Here is a 19,033-nt window from a genome sequence, read left to right on the forward strand (position 1 = left end):
GGGGCGTTGGCCTTTTCGATGACGGCGTGCTTGTCGGCGTCCATGGCCACGCGGCCGTCCTGCAGGGCCTGCAGCAGCTCAAGGCGTTCGGGGATGGGCTGGGCAGCCCAGGTTTCCAGCAGTTGTGCTTGCTGCGCAGAGTCACCGGCGACGAAATCGTCGCCGTCGCTGGCGTGGGCGGCCAGGGGCAGCAGCAGGATGAGGGAGAGCAGAAGGCGATAAAGGGACATGGCAGCGTCCTGAAAAGCGGAAAAAATCGGCGGCTTCACACCCGTAGCCGCTGCCGCCAGGCTGCGCTGGCCCTTGAGTACGCTGAAAATCTCCAGCGGGGCGCAGGGCCAGCGCAGCCTTCGGCAGCGGCTACGTTGGGGGGGTTAGTTGCTCTTCACTGCGTAGTCCGGCTTCTTGTCGTTGCCTGGAATGAACGGGCTCCACGGCTCGGCGCGGATCGGCTCCTTGGTCTGCCACACCACGTTGAACTGACCGTCGTCCTGGATCTCGCCGATCATCACCGGCTTGTGCAGGTGGTGGTTGGTCTTGTCCATGGTCAGGGTGAAGCCCGACGGCGCGGCGAAGGTCTGGCCGGCCATGGCTTCGCGCACTTTATCCACATCGGTGGACTTGGCTTTCTCGGCGGCCTGGGCCCACATGTGGATGCCCACGTAGGTGGCTTCCATCGGGTCATTGGTCACCGCCTTGTCGGCGCCCGGCAGGTTGTGGGCCTTGGCGTAGGCTTTCCAGTCGGCGACGAACTTGGTGTTGACCGGGTTATCCACAGACTCGAAATAGTTCCAGGCGGCCAGGTTGCCCACCAAAGGCTTGGTGTCGATGCCGCGCAGTTCTTCCTCGCCCACCGAGAACGCCACCACCGGCACGTCGGTCGCCTTCAGGCCCTGGTTGGCCAGTTCCTTGTAGAACGGCACGTTGGAGTCGCCGTTGACGGTGGAGATGACCGCAGTCTTGCCACCGGCCGAGAACTTCTTGATGTTGGCGACGATGGTCTGGTAATCGGCGTGGCCGAACGGGGTGTAGACCTCTTCGATGTCGCTGTCCTTCACGCCCTTGGAGTGCAGGAAGGCGCGCAGGATCTTGTTGGTGGTGCGTGGGTAGACGTAGTCGGTGCCCAGCAGGAAGAAGCGCTTGGCGCTGCCGCCGTCTTCGCTCATCAGGTATTCCACGGCAGGAATGGCCTGCTGGTTCGGCGCCGCGCCGGTGTAGAACACGTTCGGCGACATTTCTTCGCCTTCATACTGCACCGGGTAGAACAGCAGGCCGTTGAGCTCTTCGAACACCGGCAGCACCGACTTGCGCGACACCGAGGTCCAGCAGCCGAACACCACGGCCACTTTGTCCTGGGTCAGCAGCTGGCGGGCCTTTTCGGCGAACAGCGGCCAGTTGGACGCAGGGTCCACCACCACCGGTTCCAGCTTCTTGCCGTTGACGCCGCCCTTGGCGTTGATCTCGTCGATGGTCATCAGCGCCACGTCTTTCAACGAGGTTTCGGAAATTGCCATGGTGCCCGACAGCGAATGCAGGATACCGACCTTGATGGTCTCGGCGGCCTGGATAGTCCAGCTCATGCCCATGGCGGCGATGGACGCCGTGAGGGTAAACGCCTTGATCAAGCTACGACGCTTCATGGTGCAATCTCCAAATGATTTGATTTTTTAGTGGGGCAGATGGCGACTTCTGCCAGGGAGATTGCAAGGGGTGTGCCGAAGTGGTGCGGGGCCGTGGGATGGCGCTTTGAGGGCGGTGGAGGTCGTAGGCCTGCACCGGGCTGGTGCGCGTTTGGCGCGGTGGTGCGTGGGGTTGAGCGTTGCTGGTGCATTGCTAGCGGTATTGCTGAACATTCACGGACGCGGCCTGCGGCCGCTGCCGCCAGGCTGCGCTGGCCCCGGCGTGCACTGAAGATTTTCAGCGTGAAGAAGGGCCAGCGCAGCCTTCGGCAGCGGCTACACCGAACTCGCATAGCAGCTGCCGCGCGGTATGGCAGGGAATGCGCGGCGCCTGCGGACGCGGCCTACGGGCCCCGTGTACCTTGTCTATCGCGTCGCCTGCATCGCGCCCAAGGCCGGCTCCTACCACGGGCGGCGTAGGAGCCGACTTTAGTCGCGATGCAGACGACGCCGTTTCAAGACAGTTGCTGCCACACGGTTCGTAGCAGCTGCCGCCAGGCGGCGTCCGGCCCCGCCGCGATCAGCCTGCGGTGCAGGCGTCCACCAGCGCCTTGGCGGCATCAATCAATGGAATGACGCCGCGGGCCAGCAACTTGCCGTCCACGCCATCGCAGTCGGCGGCTTCATAGGCAATGGCCCCGGCGTAGCCGAGCAACAGCGAGGCATGGGCAAGCGCGTCGTCGGCGTTCGTGCCTGTGCGGACGGAGAAGAGGCGTTGGTTGTTTCGGTCCAGGGGGCCGAAGTGGTGGAGGCGCGTGGTGGGTAAATCGAAGCTCATGGTAAAAAACTCAATGATGTGGATGGCCCACCCTGCCGCTTGCACACGGTTGGGTGGCAGCTGTTCGCAGGTGTGCAAGACCGGACCACACCACTTCCGGCAGGGTTGACCCCTCCCGCGAACAGCTACCATGAGCATCATCGTGGCGTACGAATACGCCAGCGACGATTCTAACAGTTGCTGTTGATGTGGTTCAGGCTTGCACGCCTGGCCGCTGATTTCAGCGACCCGGGGAGGCTATCCCTGGTGCCCCATGACCTCAAGTCAGACGTTTCCGAAAATGACGTTACCTTGTAGGACGTAAACGCTTTTTCACGCCAAAAGGCGCTCGGAATCCATCAGCGAAACCTGTCTTATCCCTAGGCTTTCCAATCCGCTGCATGGCGTGGCTACCTCGCAAATGCGTGTGGAAAAGTATTTGTCGAATGGCTGCCAGTCTTCGAACTCAGCTGGGGCTACGGCTAGCGCGGTAATGCGACCGATCAAACCGCAGATCCAATCTGCGCACTGGAGCGTCTGAAACAAGTAACTTTCGCCTTGAAGGGGCGGTTCAATCATCGTTCTGCATTTTTCAGAGGCGTCCTCAAACATCGCTAACGTGCAGGCCTCAACATTTTTTTCCCGCCATTCGTTACCCGCTTTTTGTTCATCGAGAACCAGAATGAATGTGGCTCCCTGCGAGCTGCAGAAACGGTCGACTTTACGTACAGATTGCAGTAATTGGCGTTTAAACGTTTCCGTTGAATCATGCGTCGCAGGATCGGTTGTCTTTTCCTCGCCTGTGTAGAACACATGCCCGCCAAGCTTGCTGATGTGTTGGAGGAGTCGAAATGTCGCGCGTCTCAGTGCCTTATATTGGACAACATTTCGAAGCGAGTAGAGTTGCGACCCCTTCTTTTCCCATTGGTACGCCGGAAGGTTTTGCGGGTTGTGGTTCAGTAGATCCCAAGCAAGCAACTGGCACTTCATTCGGTAGAAATAAATAGCGAATTCACGCACCTGCGTAGCGGGTAGTAGAAGGCCGCCAAGGCCAAATACGGGACTGGTCTTGAATTTTGGATGGATGCGGGACACGTACTGGCCGACGTGCCCGAATTCGTCGAGGTAAACAATATAATGCGTCACTGAGAGCGAAGTCCTTGCTCCAGAAACACGAAAGCCCGCTGAGATTTCTCTCCAGCGGGCCTCGGAAGGTAGGCACGGGTATGAACCCATGCGTTAGGTAAATGATGGGCCTGAAGCGGCCGTTGGGTCAATACGCAATGATGGGATTCCATGGCTTTTGAAGGCTTTCCTTGTGTCCGGATGTTGCTGTCGCAGGCGGCAGTCGTGTACACCCGTACGAGGCTATCCATGGATACCTCATGCCTCAAGTCAGACATTTCTGAAAATGACGTTACCTTGTAGGACGTTTTCGCAGCAACGCGTTCTGATGCGGTGCAAACAAGGCCGGCAGCGCGAATCCCACAGGCCATGGCCTGTGAGAACCGCGCTGCCAGCCTTGTTCGCAGGTCTCCAGATTGGGTTGCTACGAGTGCACCGCGCTCGAGCTTGGAATACGCGCCAACGCCCACTCGATTGCCCACACCACCGCCAACGACACCCCCACCAGCGGAAACATCACCCCCAGCGCAACCATGATGCCGATCGCCACTTTCCATTTCGGCAAATCATGCCGCAGCGGCGGTACCCCCAGTTGCCCCACCGGCCGGCGTTTCCACCACATGATCAGGCCGCTCGCCGAGCCCAGCAGGATCATCAAACACACCAGCAGAATCACGATCTGGTTGAACGGCCCGAACATTTTCCCTTCATGCAGCATCACCCCGGCTTCGGTGGCGCGGGCGACGGGGCCGTAGTCTTTCCAGCCGACGTTGGCCAGTACTTGCCCGGTGTATTGGTCGACGTGCAGGGTGGCGTCGTTGTGCGGGTCGTCGGCGAACACCGAGACGGTGAACACACCGGTATCGGTGGTGGGCAGGGTGATGCTGTAGCCCGGCTCGACGCGATGCGCGGTGGCCAGGTCGACCACCTGCTGCAGGCTGATCAACGGATCGGCTGGCATCTGCATGTGCCCACCATGGGCCATGTGCTCGGCATGGGCGCCGCCGGACATGGGCATCGGCGTGTTTTCCAGCGCCCACGGCACGGTCTGGCGGTTGGCCTTGTTCAGCTCGCCCGCCTGCACGTCGGACGTGGGCACGTTGTCCCACATGGCGGCGGGGAAGGTGTTCCACACCTGGGCGAATTGCTTGCCCCACAGGCCGGTCCAGGTCATGCCGCTGAGCAGCATCAGCAGCAGGAACGCCGAGCCCCAGAAGCCCAGCACGCCATGCAGGTCGCGCCAGAACAGTCGGCCGCGGGCGTTAAGGCGCGGCCACAGCACGCCGGCGCCGGCCTTGCCGCGCGGCCACCACAGGTACAGGCCCGACACCACCAGCACAATGCCCCAGCCAGCGGCCAGTTCGACGAGGCGGTCGCCGACGGTGCCGATCATCAGCTCGCCATGCAGGGCACGGGCGATGGCCTGCAGGTTGAGTTTGGCGTCCTGGTCGCCCAGCACTGCGCCGGTGTAGGGGTTGATGAACACGTTCAGTTCACGCCCCTTGGCGCTCAGCACGAACTGCGCGCTGCGGTCGGCGGCGGTGGCCGGCAGGTATTGGGTGATGCCGTCCTGTGGATAACGGCTGTGCACGCGTTGCATCAGTTCATCGGCGCTGAGCGTGTGCTCGGCGGGGGCGACGATCATCAGCGAGCGATACATCAGCGGGTCGAGCTGCGGTTTGAACAGGTAGATGATGCCGGTGATCGCCAGCAGGATCATGAAGGGGGCGACGAACAGCCCGGCGTAGAAGTGCCAGCGCCAGGCCAGGTTGTAGAAATTAGTAGTTGGCTTGCTCATCACGGAGCGCTCCACGGTAGCAAAAAGGCGGCGCGATCCAGGCGCGCCGCCGAAAGGGTTCAGAAGCTGAAATCAACCTTGGTCCACAGCGTGCGGCCGGTTTCGTTGACCGCCTGCGGGTCGCTGGCCGGGTAGCCGAAGCCGGCGTTGCCCGCCAGGTTCAGGTGCTCGGAATAGGTTTTGTCGAGCAGGTTGTCGACGCCGGCGCTGACCTTCAGGTGCGGGTTGATGCGGTAGGCGCCGTTGAGCGAGAACACGCCGAAGCCGGGGCTTTTTTCGTAGTCCTTGCCGACGACGTTGCCGGCGTTGATGTCCACGCGGTCCTGCGCAGCCACCAGGCGCCACAAGGCGCCGGCGCTCCAGTTGTCCTGGGCGTAGGTCAGGCCCAGGCGTGATTCCAGCGGTGGCATTTGCGGCAGGGCGCGGCCGTCGCTGCTGTTCTTGCCCCAGGCGTAGGCCAGGGTGGCGTCGGCTTTCCAGCGCTCGGTGAGCCGGTAGGCGGCGCCCAGTTCGCCGCCCATGATGCGGGCGTCGATGTTGCGGGCCTGGGAGCTCATGCCGCTGTAGTCGAACAGGATGAAGTCGCGCACCTGGCCGACGTAGCCGGAGGCCCAGGCATCCAGCCGTTCGGTCTTGTACTGCACGCCGAAGTCCAGTTGCGTGGTTTTTTCCGGTTTCAGGTCGTGGAAGGCGTTGACCGCGCCGGGGCCGGAGGTGGGCGAGAACAGCTCCCAGTAATCCGGGAAGCGCTGTACGTGGCCCAGGCCAATGTAGGTGGTGGCGGGGAGAGCAGCCAGGTCGTGCTCGTACCGCAGGAAACCGCTGGGCAGGGTTTGCTCGCGGGTCTGATCGGCGGTGGGGTTGGCGATGGCGCTCATGCCTGAGCCGGTGGTTTGCCGATAGTCGCGCGCCTGGGCGCGGTCCACGCGGGCGCCGCCGATGACGCGGTCGTTGCCGCTGGCGTACCAGGTCAGCTCGCTGAACACGCCGACGTCCTGCATGTCGGCATCCTTGCTGCGCGGCACGTCCTTGTAGGCGTCCACGCCCATGGCGCTGCGCTTGCGGTGCTGGCTGGTCTGCGCGTCGATGCCGCTCAGCAGTTGCCAGTCGGCCCACTTCCAGGTCGCCTTGATGCGTGCGCCCAGGGTGCGGCGGTCGGGGTTGCTGGCCATGGCACCAGCCATCATGCCGGTGCCGGACGGGGTGCGCAGGGTGTAGTTGTCCATCACGTGGTCGGCGTAGTTGTAGTAGACCTGGGCCTCGACCTTGTCCAGCACCTCGCCGATGTTCGACTTCTCGAAGCGCAGGCCCAGGCTTTCGCGCTTGAACTGGGTGCCGTCCATGCCGCGGCCGGCGTAGCGCGATTCGCCATCGCCCTTGCCGGCGGTCAGCTCCAGCAGGGTGTCGGCGTCGGGCGTCCAGCCCAGGGCGACGTCGCCGTTCCATTTGTTCCAGCGTGAGGGCACGGTGTCGCCGTTGCCGTCCTTGTAGTCATCGGCCTGGGAGGTGTTGCCGACGAAGCGGGCGTAGCCGTCGGCATTGCCCACGGCGGTATCCACCACTTTATCGAAGCGGCCGTTGGAGCCGGCCAGCACGCTGGCATTGAAGCGGCTGCCCAGCGTGCCGAAGTGCTCGGGCTCGCGCTCGAACAGGATGGTGCCTGCCGAAGCACCGGGGCCCCATTGCACGGTTTGCGGGCCCTTGATCACGGTCAGGCGGTCGAAGGTTTCCGGGGCGATATACGAGGTGGGCGCGTCCATGCGGTTGGGGCAGGCGCCCAGCACGTTGCCGCCGTTGGTGAGGATGTTCAGCCGCGAGCCGAACATGCCGCGCAGCACCGGGTCGCCATTGGTGCCGCCGCTGCGGATGGCCGAGAAGCCGGGAATGGTTTTCAGGTAGTCGGCGCCATCGCTGGCCGGCACCGGCTGGCGCGGGTCCTTGGGGTTGGTGACCACGGTCAGGGGCGAGCTGGGCGCCACGGCGGTGATCACCGTGGGGCTCAGCTCGGTGGCGTCAATCAATTCCGCGGCGAAGGCCGCAGGGCAGAAAAGTGTGCCGCACAGCGCGGCGGCCGTCCGTTTGCGGGACAGCAACAAGGTAGCAGTAGACCTGGACATGGTTTATCCAACTTCGATCAGTCACAAAGGCACGGGTGCACGCCAGCCGCCGCGAGGGCAGCGTGGGAAACACGACGTGAGCAGGGGCTAGGCGAAGCGGATGGCAGGCGGGGCGCGGGTACGGGCGCCGGGGAACACGGCCTGGGCGGCGTGGCCCTGGCGGGTGGGGGCGATGAGGCCGGCCACCGGCAGTGGCTTGGCCAGTGGCAGGTAGCCGGGCGCCTGGGGCAGGGCCGGGGTGTGGAAGAACAGGCTGCAATAGCCGCACTTTTCCCAGATGGGGTGCAGCGAGGGGTCGCCATGATGGCCGCCCATGTCCATGCCCGGCATGTCCATGGACATTTCCATGGGCATGGCGCGGTCGTGGTCCATCGGCATCGACTGGGAAACCAGCGGGCCGATGAACATCATCAGCATGGCGAACAGGCTCAGCCAGGTCGCCCGCCGATTGGGCGGGGCATGGGGCCTGTGGTGGTGCGCGCGGCTCATGGCTTAGGGGTTGGCTACCGGGGGCTGCTTCATGACCACTACTTGCACGGTGATATCACCGGCTTGCTTGAAGTGTAGTGTCAGCGGGAAGTGCCCGCCATCCTGCAACTGGCTGCGGTCGCTGAGGTTGAGCAGCATCACGTGGTAGCCCATGGGCTGGAAGGTGGCCTGCTCGCCGGCGCCGATGTTCACGGCTTCCACGGGGGCCATTTTCATCATGCCGTCGCTGTCCATGTGCTGATGGATCTCGGCGCTGCCGGCAATCGGGCTGTCGGCCCCCAGCAGGCGGTCGGCGCTGTTGCCGTCGTTGCGAAGGGTGAAATACGCCGCCACGGTGGGGGCGTTGGGTGGCAGTTCCTGGGACCAGGGTTGCAGCACCTGGATGTCCTTGGCCTGGGCCATGAAGGCGGGCAACAGCAGGGTCAACGCTAACAGCACTTTCTTGAGCATGGTGGCTTTCCATGAGCAGCGTGTGGGATGACGGCAGCGGGGGATTATCCACGATACACCCGTGGCGCGCATCCACTGTAGCCGCTGCCGCCAGGCTGCGCTGGCCGGTGTGAACCCTGGAGATTTCCAGCGAGGTATAGGGCCAGCGCAGCCTTCGGCAGCGGCTACGGGTGGGATGACAGCGCTTCGAGCAATGCGGTGACACAATTGAATTCTCGGTCGGCGGCAGGTAGCGGCGGCCGAGCCAGGATCAATACCGGCACACGCAACTCCCTCGCCACCTCAAGCTTCGGCTCGGTGGCACCGCTACCACTGTTTTTGCTGATCAACACATCAATCTGCCGCCGCTCGAACAACGCCCGCTCATCCTCGAGATGGAACGGCCCGCGCGCGCCGATCACTTCGCAGCGTTCGTTGCCGGGGCAGCTTTCCAGCGCGCGCAGGGTCCAGAATTGATGCTCGGGAATCTCGTGCAAATGCTGCAGCGGTTCGCGGCCCAAGGTGAACAAGGGGCGTTCGAATGGCTTCAACGTCTCGATCAACGCCGGCCAACCGTCGAACTCGCGCCAGTCATCGCCGGCCTGTGCCTGCCAGGCCGGGCGGCGCAAGGCCCAGCAGGGCACCCCGGCAAGCGCCGCGGCCGATACGGCGTTGGTACTGATTTGCGCGGCATAGGGGTGGGTGGCATCGATCAGCAGTTCAATGCCTTCGGCGCGAATGAACGCCGCCAGCCCCTCGGCTCCGCCGTAACCACCCACTCGCACCTGGCAGCGCAGGTCCGTGGGCACGCGGCCCACGCCCGCCAGGCTGTAGATATGTTCAGGCCCCAGCGTGCGGGCAATCGCCAGCGCCTCGGTGACGCCGCCCAGCAGCAAAATTCGTTTCAACGCGCTTCCCCGACGATGCCACCGACTCGGTCGATGGCGAAGACTTCGACCTGCACCTGCGCCGGCACCACGCTGCGGGCGAAGGCCAGGGCATGGCGGCACACTTCATCACCCAGCTTGACCCCGACCGCGCTGGCCATGGCCAAGGCTTGCTGGCTGGTGTTGGCGGCGCGGATGGCGGCCTGCAGGTCGGCATCGGCGCCGATATCGGCCGCCCACTGTGCCAACTGCTCCAAGTTGATGCTCGAATGGCGGCTGTGCAGGTCCATGTGCCCGGCCGCCAGCTTGCTGATCTTGCCGAAGCCGCCGCACAGGCTGAGCTTATCCACAGGCACCTTGCGCAGGTGCTTGAGCACCGCGCCGACGAAGTCGCCCATCTCGATCAGGGCTATTTCCGGCAGGTTGTACACCCGGCGCATGGTGTCTTCGCTGGCGTTGCCGGTGCAGGCGGCGATGTGCATGTAGCCATTGGTGGTGGCGACGTCGATGCCCTGGTGGATCGAGGCGATGTAGGCCGCGCAGGAGAACGGCCGGACGATGCCGCTGGTGCCCAGGATGGACAGACCGCCGAGGATGCCCAGGCGCGGGTTCATGGTCTTCAGCGCCAGGGCGGCGCCGTCCTGCACGTTGACCGTCACTTCGAAGCCGCCGGTGTAGCCGCATTCCGTCGCGAGGGCGGTCAGATGCTCGGTGATCATGCGCCGTGGCACCGGGTTGATCGCCGGCTCGCCCACGCCCAGCACCAGGCCGGGGCGGGTGACGGTGCCCACGCCGTCACCGGCGACGAAGCGGATGCCGGCGTCGATCAGGCGTACCTGTGAGTACAGCAGGGCGCCGTGGGTCACGTCCGGGTCGTCGCCAGCGTCTTTCAAGGTGCCGGCTTCGGCGCCGCCATCCAGCAGCCGGCAGAACTCCAGGCGCATTTCCACCTGCTTGCCCTTGGGCAAGGTGATTTGCGCGGCGTCCAGTGCCTGGCCGGTCAACAGCAGGCGCGCGGCGGCAAGGCTGGTGGCGGTGGCGCAGCTGCCGGTGGTCAGGCCGCTGCGCAGGGGCGCGGGTTGTTCGGCGGTTTCGTCACGCATCGAGGGGTTTGACCAGTTCCAGCAGGGTGATGGGCAGCGCTTGGCGCCAGGTGTCGAACGCGCCCAGCGGCTGCGCCTGGGCCACGTGGATGCGGGTGAGGTCGCCGCCGTGCTGCTCGCGCCAGTGGGCCAGGGCCAGCTCGCTTTGCAGGGTGACGGCGTTGGCCACCAGGCGGCCGCCGGGCTTGAGTTGCTGCCAGCAGGCGTCGAATACGCCCTCGCGGGTGACGCCGCCGCCGATGAAGATCGCGTCCGGGCGTTCCAGGCCTTCCAGCGCCTGGGGCGCGCGGCCACGGACCAGTTGCAGGCCGGGCACGCCCAGGGCGTCGCGGTTGTGCTCGATCAACTGCTGGCGGCCGTCGTCGCTTTCGACCGCAAGGGTGCGGCAGCTGGGGTGCGCGCGCATCCACTCGATGCCGATGGAGCCGCTGCCGGCGCCCACGTCCCACAACAGTTCGCCGGGCTGCGGCGCCAGGCGGGCGAGGGTGATGGCGCGCACGTCGCGCTTGGTGAGTTGGCCGTCGTGACGGAAGGCGCTGTCGGGCAGGCCAGCCAGGCGCGACAGGCGCGGGGCGTCGAGGGCGGCGCGGCAGTCGATGGCCACCACGTTGAGGTCGGCCACGGGCGCCTCGGGGCAGTCGTTGGCGGCAAAGGCCACGCGGCGTTCAGCCGGGCCGCCCAGGTGTTCCAGAACGGTCATCAGGCTGGCGCCGTAGCCGCGCTCGCGCAGCAGGCTGGCGATGGCGGCAGGGCTGCTGCCGTCGTTGCTCAGCACCAGCAGGCGCACGCCGTTGGCCAGTTGTGCGTTCAGCGCCGCCACCGGGCGCGCGACCACCGACAACGTCACCACGTCCTGCAACGGCCAGCCCAGGCGGGCGGCGGCCAGGGACAGCGACGAGGGCGCCGGGTGAATCAGCAGTTCGTCTTCGGCCACCTGGCGCGCCAGGCTGGCGCCCACGCCGAACAGCATCGGGTCGCCGCTGGCCAGCACGCACACAGGGCTGCCACGCAACGCCAGCACCGGTGCCAGGGAGAATGGGCTAGGCCACTGCTGGCGCTCGGCGCGGATGCAGTGGGGCAGCAATTCGAGCTGGCGCGGGCTGCCGAAAACACGTGTGGCGTTCAACAGGGCGTGGCGCGCGGCCTTGCCGAGGCCGGGGTAACCGTCCTCGCCAATCCCCACGATAGTCAGCCAGGGTGACATGAATCTTCCTCATAACCAGCTAATCCGACCGGCAGGCTTTTCATGCGCTCGGACAAAGCAGGCATAATACCGCGCCTTCTACACTGACAACGCCTTTTCACGATTGCCGGATGCCCCTCTTGAGCCCACCCCAGCCCGCTGCCTCGATCCGCCCCTCGGCCTGCCCGGGGTTGTTGCGCATCGTCCAGGCGCTGGATGGCGGCATCTGCCGCATCAAGCTGGCCGGGGGGGAGCTGAGTGCCGTGCAGGCGCGCGCCGTGGCCGATGCCGCCGAGCGCTTCGCCGGCGGCGTGATCGAGGCCACCAACCGCGCCAACCTGCAGATCCGCGGCATTCGCGGCTCACACCCGGCCATGCTCGAAGGCCTGCTGGCCGCAGGGCTGGGGCCACGCAACAGCGGCAGCAGTGGTGGCGACGACGTGCGCAACCTGATGCTCAGCCCCAGCGCCGGCATCGACCCGCAGATGCTGTTCGACACCCGCCCGCTGGCCGCGCAGATCCTCGACAGCCTGCAACAGCGCGAGCGCCTGCATGAGCTGTCGGCCAAGTTCGCCGTGCTGCTGGACGGCGGCGAGGCCCTGGCCATGCACGAGCACGCCCATGACCTGTGGCTGGCGCCGGTGCAGCTGGATGGCGACACCTGGCTCGGCTTCGGCCTGGCGGGTTGCCCAGGCCAGGCGCTGGCGGCGGTGCCGCTGCACCAGGGCCATGACCTGGTGATGGCCGTGCTGGAGCGCTTCCTCGACCTTGCCAGCCCCGAGCAGACGCGCATGCGCCATGTGCTGGAGCACGTCAGCGCCCAGGCGTTCATTGCGCCGCTGGCCGTCACGATGCGCCTGGGGCCGTTCCCGGTGCCCAAGGCCGGCAGCGGCTGCCTGGGCACTTATCCACAGCGCCAGGCGGGCAAGCTGTTCGTCGGCGCTGCGCCAGCCCTGGGCCGCCTTGATCCGCCGATGCTGCGCGGGCTGGCCCGGCTGGCCGAGCAATATGGCGACGGCAGCCTGCGCCTGACGCCCTGGCAAAGCCTGGTCATCCCCAACGTGGAAAACGCCCCGGCGTTGACTGCCGACCTGCGGGCGCTGGGCCTGCTGTGCAGCGCCAGCGAGCCGCTGGCGCAACTGATCGCCTGCACCGGCAGCGACGGCTGTAAGAAGGGCCTGGCCGATACCAAGGCCGACGCTCGCCTGCTGGCCACCCTGCTGCCTGGCCCGCAAGCCGTGCACCTGAGTGGCTGCCCCCGATCCTGCGCCGCCGCCCATGTGGCGCCGGCCACCCTGCTGGCCACCTCGGCCGGCCATTACGACCTGTATCTGCGTGACGCCGGGCAACCGGGCTTCGGTGCCCTGCGCGCGCGCAATCTAGACCTGCACGCCGCCAGCGAACTGCTGGCACGCCTGCCCACGGAGCAACACCATGATTGATTACATCCGCGACGGTCAGGAGATCTATCGCAACTCCTTCGCCATTATTCGCGCAGAGGCGGACCTGAGCGGCATCCCCGCAGACCTGGAGAAACTCGCCGTGCGGGTCATCCACGCCTGCGGCCTGGTGGACGTGGTGCAGTACCTGCGCTTCTCGCCCGGTGCCGGCAAGGCCGGCCGTGACGCGCTGGCCAAGGGCGCGCCGATCCTCTGCGACGCGCGCATGGTGGCCGAGGGCATTACCCGCGCGCGCCTGCCCGCCAACAACGAAGTGATTTGCACCTTGCGCGACGAAAGCGTGCCGGCCCTGGCCCAGGAGCTGGGCAACACCCGCTCGGCGGTGGCCCTGGAGCTGTGGCGCCCGCACCTGGAAGGCGCGGTGGTGGTGATCGGCAACGCGCCGACCGCACTGTTTTACCTGCTGGAAATGATCGACGCCGGTGCGCCGAAGCCAGCGTTGATCCTCGGCTTCCCGGTGGGCTTCGTCGGCGCCGCCGAATCCAAGGCCATGCTCGCCGCTGACAGCCGTGGCATTCCGTTCGTGATCGTCGAAGGCCGCCGCGGCGGCAGCGCCATGGCCTCGGCTGCGGTCAATGCCCTGGCCACGGAGGTCGAATGATGCAGGCTCGCGGACGTTTGCTGGGCCTGGGCGTAGGCCCGGGCGACCCGGAACTGATCACGGTCAAGGCCCTGCGCCTGCTGCGTGAATCGCCGGTGGTGGCCTATTTCGTCGCCAAGGGCAAGAAGGGCAACGCCTTCGGCATCATCGAGGCGCACCTGCAACAGGCGCAGACCCTGCTGCCGCTGGTGTACCCGGTGACCACCGAGGTGTTGCCGGCGCCGCTGTCCTATGAACAGGTGATCAGCGACTTCTACGACAGCGCCAGCCTGGACGTGGCCGCGCACCTGGACGCCGGCCGCGACGTGGCGGTGATCTGCGAAGGCGACCCGATGTTCTACGGCTCTTACATGTACCTGCACGACCGCCTGGCCGACCGCTATGAGGCCCAGGTCATTCCTGGCGTGTGCTCCATGCTCGGTGGCGCCTCGGTGCTGGGTGCGCCGCTGGTGTACCGCAACCAGAGCCTGTCGGTGCTGTCCGGGGTGCTGCCGGCCGACGAGCTCAAGCGCCGCCTGGCCGACGCTGACGCCGCAGTGATCATGAAGCTGGGGCGCAACTTCCCCAAGGTGCGCGAGGTGCTGGCCGAGCTGGGCCTGGCCGAGCGCGCGCTGTACGTGGAACGCGCGACCATGGCCAACCAGAAGATCGTGCCCATCAGTGAGGTGGACCCGACGTCGTCGCCGTACTTCTCGCTGATCATTGTTCCGGGCGAAAGGTGGCAGGGCTGATGAATTCCAATGCACCGGCCATCGTCATCCTCGGCAATGGCAGCCTGGCCACCGCGCGCCGTATCCAGCAGATCTACCCTGACGCCCTGATCCACGGCCTGGCCGCGCGGGTGGAAGGCGCGGACCGGGAATACCACGACTTCGGCGACACCCTGCGCCAGCTGTACCAGCAGGACACGCCGATCATCGCCCTGTGCGCCGCCGGTATCGTCATTCGCTGCCTGGCGAGCGTGCTGCTCGACAAGGGCGCCGAGCCGCCGGTACTGGCCGTGGCCGAGGACGGCAGCGCCGTGGTGCCGCTGCTCGGCGGCCTGGGCGGCGTCAACGTCATCGCCCGGCAACTGGGTGCCGGGCTGGGGGTGGCTGCGGCCATCACCACCAGTGGCGAGCTGCGCTTTGGCACCTGCCTGCTCAACCCGCCCGCCGGCTACGCCCTGGCAGACCTGGAACTGGGCAAGCGCTTTGTCAGCGACCTGCTGGCCGGCGAAAGCGTGCGCATCGAAGGCGCCGCGCCGTGGCTGGCCCAGGCCCACCTGCCTGAGGACGAGCACGCGCAGCTGGCCATTCACGTGGGCTGCACCGCCCGTGAGCCGGCGGCCAACGAGCTGCTGATCTACCCGAAAAACGTGCTGGTGGCCGTGGACGCCGAGTTGGCGGACCTAGCCGCCAGCGTGCGCGCCGCGCTGCAGCAGGCGCGTATCGCGCTGCCGTCGCTGGCCTGCCTGCTGGCCAGCGACACGCAGATGGCCAGCGCCGCCCTGCGTGACGCCGCCAATGAACTGGGCGTGGCCCTGCGCTTCGCTGCGCCTGCAACCAGCGTCAGCGCCCTGGCCGAACAGGCCGTGCCGCAACTGCTGCCGGCGCTCAGCGTCAACCCGCAACTGGCGATTGCCGTGGCCAAGCAGCCGCTGGACGTAGCCAGCATTGGCCGCGTGCGTGGCCGCCTGGCCGTGATCGGCCTGGGCCCGGGCGCGGCAGAATTGATGGTGCCGGCCGTGAAGGCCGAACTGGCGCGTGCCAACGACATTCTTGGCTACGAGACCTACGTGCGCATGGCCGGCCCGTTCCGCCCCGACCAAGTGATGCACTGCACCGACAACCGCGAGGAAATGCAGCGCGCCCGGCATGCCTTCGAACTGGCGGCCCAGGGCCGCTCGGTGGTGGTGGTGTCGTCCGGTGACCCGGGCGTGTTCGCCATGGCGGCAGCGGTGCTGGAAGCGCTGCACGAGTCCAGCGACAGCGCCTGGCACAACGTCGAGCTGGAGATCCTGCCGGGCGTCTCGGCCAGCCTGGCCACCGCCGCCCAGGCCGGCGCGCCGCTGGGGCATGACTTCTGCGTGATGTCGCTGTCGGACAACCTCAAACCGTGGGACATCATCGAGAAGCGCCTGGACCTGGCCTGCCAGGCCGACCTGGCGCTGGCGTTCTACAACCCCATCTCGCGCTCGCGCCCCTGGCAGCTGGGCCGCGCCCTGGAAATCGTGCGCCTGCACCGCACCCCGGCCACCCCGGTGGTGCTGGGCCGCGACATCGGCCGCCCAGGGCAGACCCTGCGCAACATCACCCTGGGTGAGCTGACGCCTGAGCAGGTGGACATGCGCACCATGGTGCTGGTGGGCTCGTCGACCACCTGTGCCTTCCCCCGTGCGGAAGGCGGAAGTTGGGTGTACACCCCGCGCTGGTATGGCGACAAGCCCTGAAGCCTGCCCCGGCGACCTGTGCGTGCAGGTCGCCGGCGCCCCCTGCGCGGCCTTTCCCCATTCCTTGCCGTCCGCTCCCTGACTAATGTGCCGTGCAACAGGTTCATGTCGAACTTGCTTCATGAAAAGGGAATTGTCATGGAAAACATCACCACGCTGTCCAAATCCGAACGCCTCGAGAAGCTGCAGGCTTTTCACCACCAGAATGTTGTCGGGCCACGGATCCTGGGGAACGAGGAGGCGACCGCAACGGTTGTTGCCAATGGGCTGTTGACGTTCACCAAGGGCGTCAGCCGCGCTTTTCGGCAGGACGTCAAGAATGCCTACCTGTACGCCACTATGGCGGCCGACAAGAAGCATGGCTCCTACGCTGCCGGCGAAGACTGGTACAAGACATTTTGCCAAGTGATGGCCCTGGCGGGCTGGGTCGCCAAGGAGACCTCTTATCGTGCCCACACCACCCAGGAAAAACACCTGAGCATGGAAAAGGTCGCCATTGAGATTCTCAGGGGCGCAATCATCAGTGCTGCGATGGGGCCGGCAGGTACCCTGGAAGCACTGGATGCCGCGTACAAGGCCGTTGCCGTGGTTGCCAAGGACGACGCCGCACTCAAACTCTTCGACCGCAGCGCCAAGACTGATAGCGGCGCGAACTTTGGCATCGGCAGCGTCGTGGAAGAAGACGGCGACGTCTGCGTGGCCCTGGGCATGGTCCAGTACACCGGCCATGAGACCAAAACCAGTGTGTTGTTCACCAACTGGGACAGTTCCAGCCTGAACATCTACCAGGCCAAGACCGTGTTCTGGATGGATGAGAACGGTGTGGAAGATGCCCGCGACTTGATCAGGGCGAGCATTGCCGAGGCCCGCCAACGCAAAATGGCTGAACTCTCCATTTGATGAGACGTGCGCAGGCGCCCGGGCGGGCGCTTGCGCAGGTTGTCTGTTGGCTTGTACAAGGAGTACGACATGTCACCTGGTAACTATGAAACCTGGCTTGATGATGGGCAATTGGTGTGTCTGGATTCAACACTTCCTGCTACGGACAAGCAGGACATCCTGCAATCCACGCTTTACTTCCAGCTCGCAGCGTCGAAAAAAGTAAACAAGCTCCAGCACGTCGAACGCTGGTTTGATGCTTATCAGAATTGCTTGCGCGGGCTGGGCTGGAAAGTGCTCCGGGATGGGCAGGTGCAGGAACGTTATCCGCACCTGCTGGCCTTCACCTTGAGCGATGTAGTGCAGGCCCTGGTACGCAATGGGCTGCCCATTGAGTTGGGCGACCTTCAGCAGGTGCTTCCTGCTGGCGGCTCGGCCCTGACCAGCCTGGGCCTTGAGCATTTTTTCCAGCACTCGTTCGGGGTGTTGAACAATAGCGATGGCCCGTTGCATCAGGTTGCCATCTTCCTGAGCGTGGCTCGTGCGGATGCGTGCATGCATGGACTGCTGATTCATTTCAAGACCCGCCAGGTGGTGAGCGGTGACATCACCCGGGCCATCTTCAAATGTTCGAGCCTGCAGGGTGAGGTGGCAGCCGTGTGGTTGAGCGCTCGTCCAGATCCCTGGCAGTTTCCGGATTACCAGGAGGTCATGACTGCACGCCTGCAGGCACGCACCACAGGAGAGCTGGTGCGTATCGACAGGCCGGAGCTGCGTGTGGGAAAAGGGGGGGAGTGACATGGATAACGCCGACCATGTCGTTGCCTTTGACCGGAGAATCGGCCCAACGGAGCGCTCGGATATCCGGGCGTTGCTGCAGGACAGCGATCGCGCTGCCAGTAGCATTCATGATCGGGAAACCTTCTGGGATGCCTGGCGGCTGTACTATAACAACTGCCTGGAGCGACATGGGTGCAGTTGGCTGGCTTCGGTCACGACGCAGCCGTTGTTCATTTCCAAGGAGCGGGATCTTGATTCGCTGGAGCTCAACATCAAGGGCTACAGTGAACCCAAGGCGCTTTTCGACCTGGCCCAGCGGGTGATGGGGGGCATGGGGATTCGGGAGTTCGTTGCCAGTTGGCTGGCGGGTGACGGCACGGGTGATGCGCGCCTCCTGTCATGGGTGATCGTGCCTTGCCAGATCAATGACCAGGGGGGAATAAACATCACGACCTTCGGTATCCAGGTCAAGGGACTGCCGCTCACCACCCAGCAAAAGCCGGAACTGGTGATGCGCTTCAGTGGGGGCATCTACGGGTTTGATCCGGTAGCTTACGCCCCGTACAGGGACGCTATGCGCGCCAGGCTCCAAGGCATTGCCTTGCGCAAGCTGGGGTGCGTCGAGCTTTAGTGCCCGTTCACGACACCAGGTAGCCCTTGATCCCGGTAAAAATGATCTGCGCCGCCAGGGCGCAGACGAACAGCCCCATCAACCGGCTGACGATCTGCAGGCCCTGTTCACCCAGCAGCCGTTCGATGCGGTTGGACAGGTACAGCACCAGGCCCACGGTGGCGCTGGCCAGGGCGATGCTGAGGATGGCCATCAGCTTGTCGTCCCAGTGCGGCTGGCTGACGCCCATCACCAGCAGGGCACCGATGGTGCCGGGGCCGACGGTGATTGGGATGGTCAGTGGCACGATGGTCACGTCCTGCTGCACGTTGTCGGTCTGCACCCCCGACTTGCCCTGGGCCATGCCCAGCGCCGAGATGAACAGCACGCTGCCGGCGCCGATGCGGAAGGCGTCGGCGGTGATGCCGAACACGCTGAAGATCACCCGGCCGAACAGGTACAGCAGCACGCTGGACACCAGCACCCCCAACGCCACCTTCCACGCCAGGCGCTTGCGCTCCTTGAGCGAATAACCGCGTGACAGGCCGATGAAGCACGAGAGCACGAAGAACGGGCTGTAGAGCACCAGCATCTTGAGGTAAACGCTGAACAACGTCTGAAGCATGGGTTGGGCTCGTGCAGGGGGGGGCGATGGCAAAGTCTATAGCGCGCGCCGCCCAGCCACCACCCTCGCGTATTTCCCGT

Annotated in this window: 18 protein-coding genes and 1 pseudogene; 7 read left to right on the forward strand and 12 right to left on the reverse strand. The window is 65.3% G+C overall.

The genetic code is table 11. From position 1 onward, the window contains the following. Positions 1 to 37: 37 nt before the first annotated feature. The 11 genes and pseudogenes from AC0J42_RS03150 to cbiE form a co-directional block, all read right to left on the reverse strand. Positions 38 to 230, reverse strand: a pseudogene (locus tag AC0J42_RS03150) (urea ABC transporter permease subunit UrtB); the annotation flags it as partial. A gap of 144 nt (positions 231 to 374) precedes the next feature. Next, a complete protein-coding gene (gene urtA, locus AC0J42_RS03155) occupies positions 375 to 1,640 on the reverse strand; it encodes an urea ABC transporter substrate-binding protein (RefSeq protein ID WP_416422205.1) in 1,266 nt (421 codons plus the stop codon). A 559-nt stretch (positions 1,641 to 2,199) separates the two neighbouring features. After that, the gene (locus AC0J42_RS03160) at positions 2,200 to 2,457 is read right to left on the reverse strand and encodes a DUF3077 domain-containing protein (protein ID WP_473005217.1); all 258 of its coding nucleotides are present in this window, start codon (positions 2,455 to 2,457) and stop codon (positions 2,200 to 2,202) included. Positions 2,458 to 2,769: 312 nt separating this feature from the next. Continuing rightward, entirely contained in the window at positions 2,770 to 3,582 is an 813-nt protein-coding gene (locus AC0J42_RS03165; protein WP_416422207.1) for a DUF3800 domain-containing protein, read from the reverse strand. A gap of 403 nt (positions 3,583 to 3,985) precedes the next feature. Then, positions 3,986 to 5,359, reverse strand: coding sequence for a PepSY-associated TM helix domain-containing protein (locus tag AC0J42_RS03170; protein WP_473005218.1), 1,374 nt, complete (start codon positions 5,357 to 5,359; stop codon positions 3,986 to 3,988). Positions 5,360 to 5,418: 59 nt separating this feature from the next. Further along, a complete protein-coding gene (locus tag AC0J42_RS03175) occupies positions 5,419 to 7,476 on the reverse strand; it encodes a TonB-dependent copper receptor (protein ID WP_473005219.1) in 2,058 nt (685 codons plus the stop codon). A gap of 87 nt (positions 7,477 to 7,563) precedes the next feature. Beyond that, positions 7,564 to 7,965: a DUF2946 domain-containing protein gene (locus tag AC0J42_RS03180; RefSeq protein ID WP_473005220.1), complete on the reverse strand. Its 402-nt coding sequence runs from the start codon at positions 7,963 to 7,965 to the stop codon at positions 7,564 to 7,566. A gap of 3 nt (positions 7,966 to 7,968) precedes the next feature. Then, positions 7,969 to 8,415: a copper chaperone PCu(A)C gene (locus AC0J42_RS03185; protein ID WP_416422211.1), complete on the reverse strand. Its 447-nt coding sequence runs from the start codon at positions 8,413 to 8,415 to the stop codon at positions 7,969 to 7,971. 164 nt (positions 8,416 to 8,579) lie between these two features. Then, a complete protein-coding gene (locus AC0J42_RS03190; RefSeq protein WP_473005221.1) occupies positions 8,580 to 9,302 on the reverse strand; it encodes a cobalt-precorrin-6A reductase in 723 nt (240 codons plus the stop codon). Then, complete coding sequence (locus AC0J42_RS03195) at positions 9,299 to 10,384, reverse strand: cobalt-precorrin-5B (C(1))-methyltransferase (protein ID WP_416422213.1); 1,086 nt, start codon at positions 10,382 to 10,384, stop codon at positions 9,299 to 9,301. Before AC0J42_RS03195 ends, AC0J42_RS03190 begins: the two co-directional genes overlap by 4 nt. Next, on the reverse strand, positions 10,377 to 11,588 hold the full coding sequence (cbiE, locus tag AC0J42_RS03200; RefSeq protein ID WP_416422214.1) for a precorrin-6y C5,15-methyltransferase (decarboxylating) subunit CbiE: 1,212 nt from the start codon (positions 11,586 to 11,588) through the stop codon (positions 10,377 to 10,379). The genes AC0J42_RS03195 and cbiE overlap by 8 nt, the downstream gene beginning before the upstream one ends. A gap of 110 nt (positions 11,589 to 11,698) precedes the next feature. Between cbiE and cobG the strand changes: the two genes are divergently transcribed. The 7 genes from cobG (at position 11,699) to AC0J42_RS03235 (ending at position 18,349) form a co-directional block, all read left to right on the forward strand. Then, complete coding sequence (cobG, locus tag AC0J42_RS03205) at positions 11,699 to 13,009, forward strand: precorrin-3B synthase (protein ID WP_473005222.1); 1,311 nt, start codon at positions 11,699 to 11,701, stop codon at positions 13,007 to 13,009. Continuing rightward, positions 13,002 to 13,628 (forward strand): precorrin-8X methylmutase, encoded by a 627-nt coding sequence (locus tag AC0J42_RS03210; RefSeq protein WP_027979650.1) that lies wholly within the window; start codon positions 13,002 to 13,004, stop codon positions 13,626 to 13,628. The genes cobG and AC0J42_RS03210 overlap by 8 nt, the downstream gene beginning before the upstream one ends. Then, positions 13,628 to 14,359 carry a precorrin-2 C(20)-methyltransferase gene (locus tag AC0J42_RS03215; protein WP_473006809.1) on the forward strand — a complete coding sequence of 244 codons (732 nt, stop codon included), beginning with the start codon at positions 13,628 to 13,630 and terminating at the stop codon, positions 14,357 to 14,359. The genes AC0J42_RS03210 and AC0J42_RS03215 overlap by 1 nt, the downstream gene beginning before the upstream one ends. After that, on the forward strand, positions 14,359 to 16,059 hold the full coding sequence (cobJ, locus tag AC0J42_RS03220) for a precorrin-3B C(17)-methyltransferase (RefSeq protein ID WP_473005223.1): 1,701 nt from the start codon (positions 14,359 to 14,361) through the stop codon (positions 16,057 to 16,059). Before AC0J42_RS03215 ends, cobJ begins: the two co-directional genes overlap by 1 nt. Before the next feature lie 138 nt (positions 16,060 to 16,197). Next, complete coding sequence (locus AC0J42_RS03225; RefSeq protein ID WP_473005224.1) at positions 16,198 to 16,959, forward strand: hypothetical protein; 762 nt, start codon at positions 16,198 to 16,200, stop codon at positions 16,957 to 16,959. 69 nt (positions 16,960 to 17,028) lie between these two features. Next, positions 17,029 to 17,736 carry a hypothetical protein gene (locus AC0J42_RS03230; RefSeq protein WP_473005225.1) on the forward strand — a complete coding sequence of 236 codons (708 nt, stop codon included), beginning with the start codon at positions 17,029 to 17,031 and terminating at the stop codon, positions 17,734 to 17,736. A 1-nt stretch (position 17,737) separates the two neighbouring features. Then, the gene (locus AC0J42_RS03235; protein ID WP_473005226.1) at positions 17,738 to 18,349 is read left to right on the forward strand and encodes a hypothetical protein; all 612 of its coding nucleotides are present in this window, start codon (positions 17,738 to 17,740) and stop codon (positions 18,347 to 18,349) included. Positions 18,350 to 18,356: 7 nt separating this feature from the next. On the opposite strand, the gene AC0J42_RS03240 is transcribed toward AC0J42_RS03235, so the two are convergent. Next, complete coding sequence (locus tag AC0J42_RS03240; RefSeq protein ID WP_416422221.1) at positions 18,357 to 18,953, reverse strand: MarC family protein; 597 nt, start codon at positions 18,951 to 18,953, stop codon at positions 18,357 to 18,359. Between the last annotated feature and the right edge of the window lie 80 nt (positions 18,954 to 19,033).

This window comes from Pseudomonas sp. Tav-5-1A (assembly GCF_055755055.1).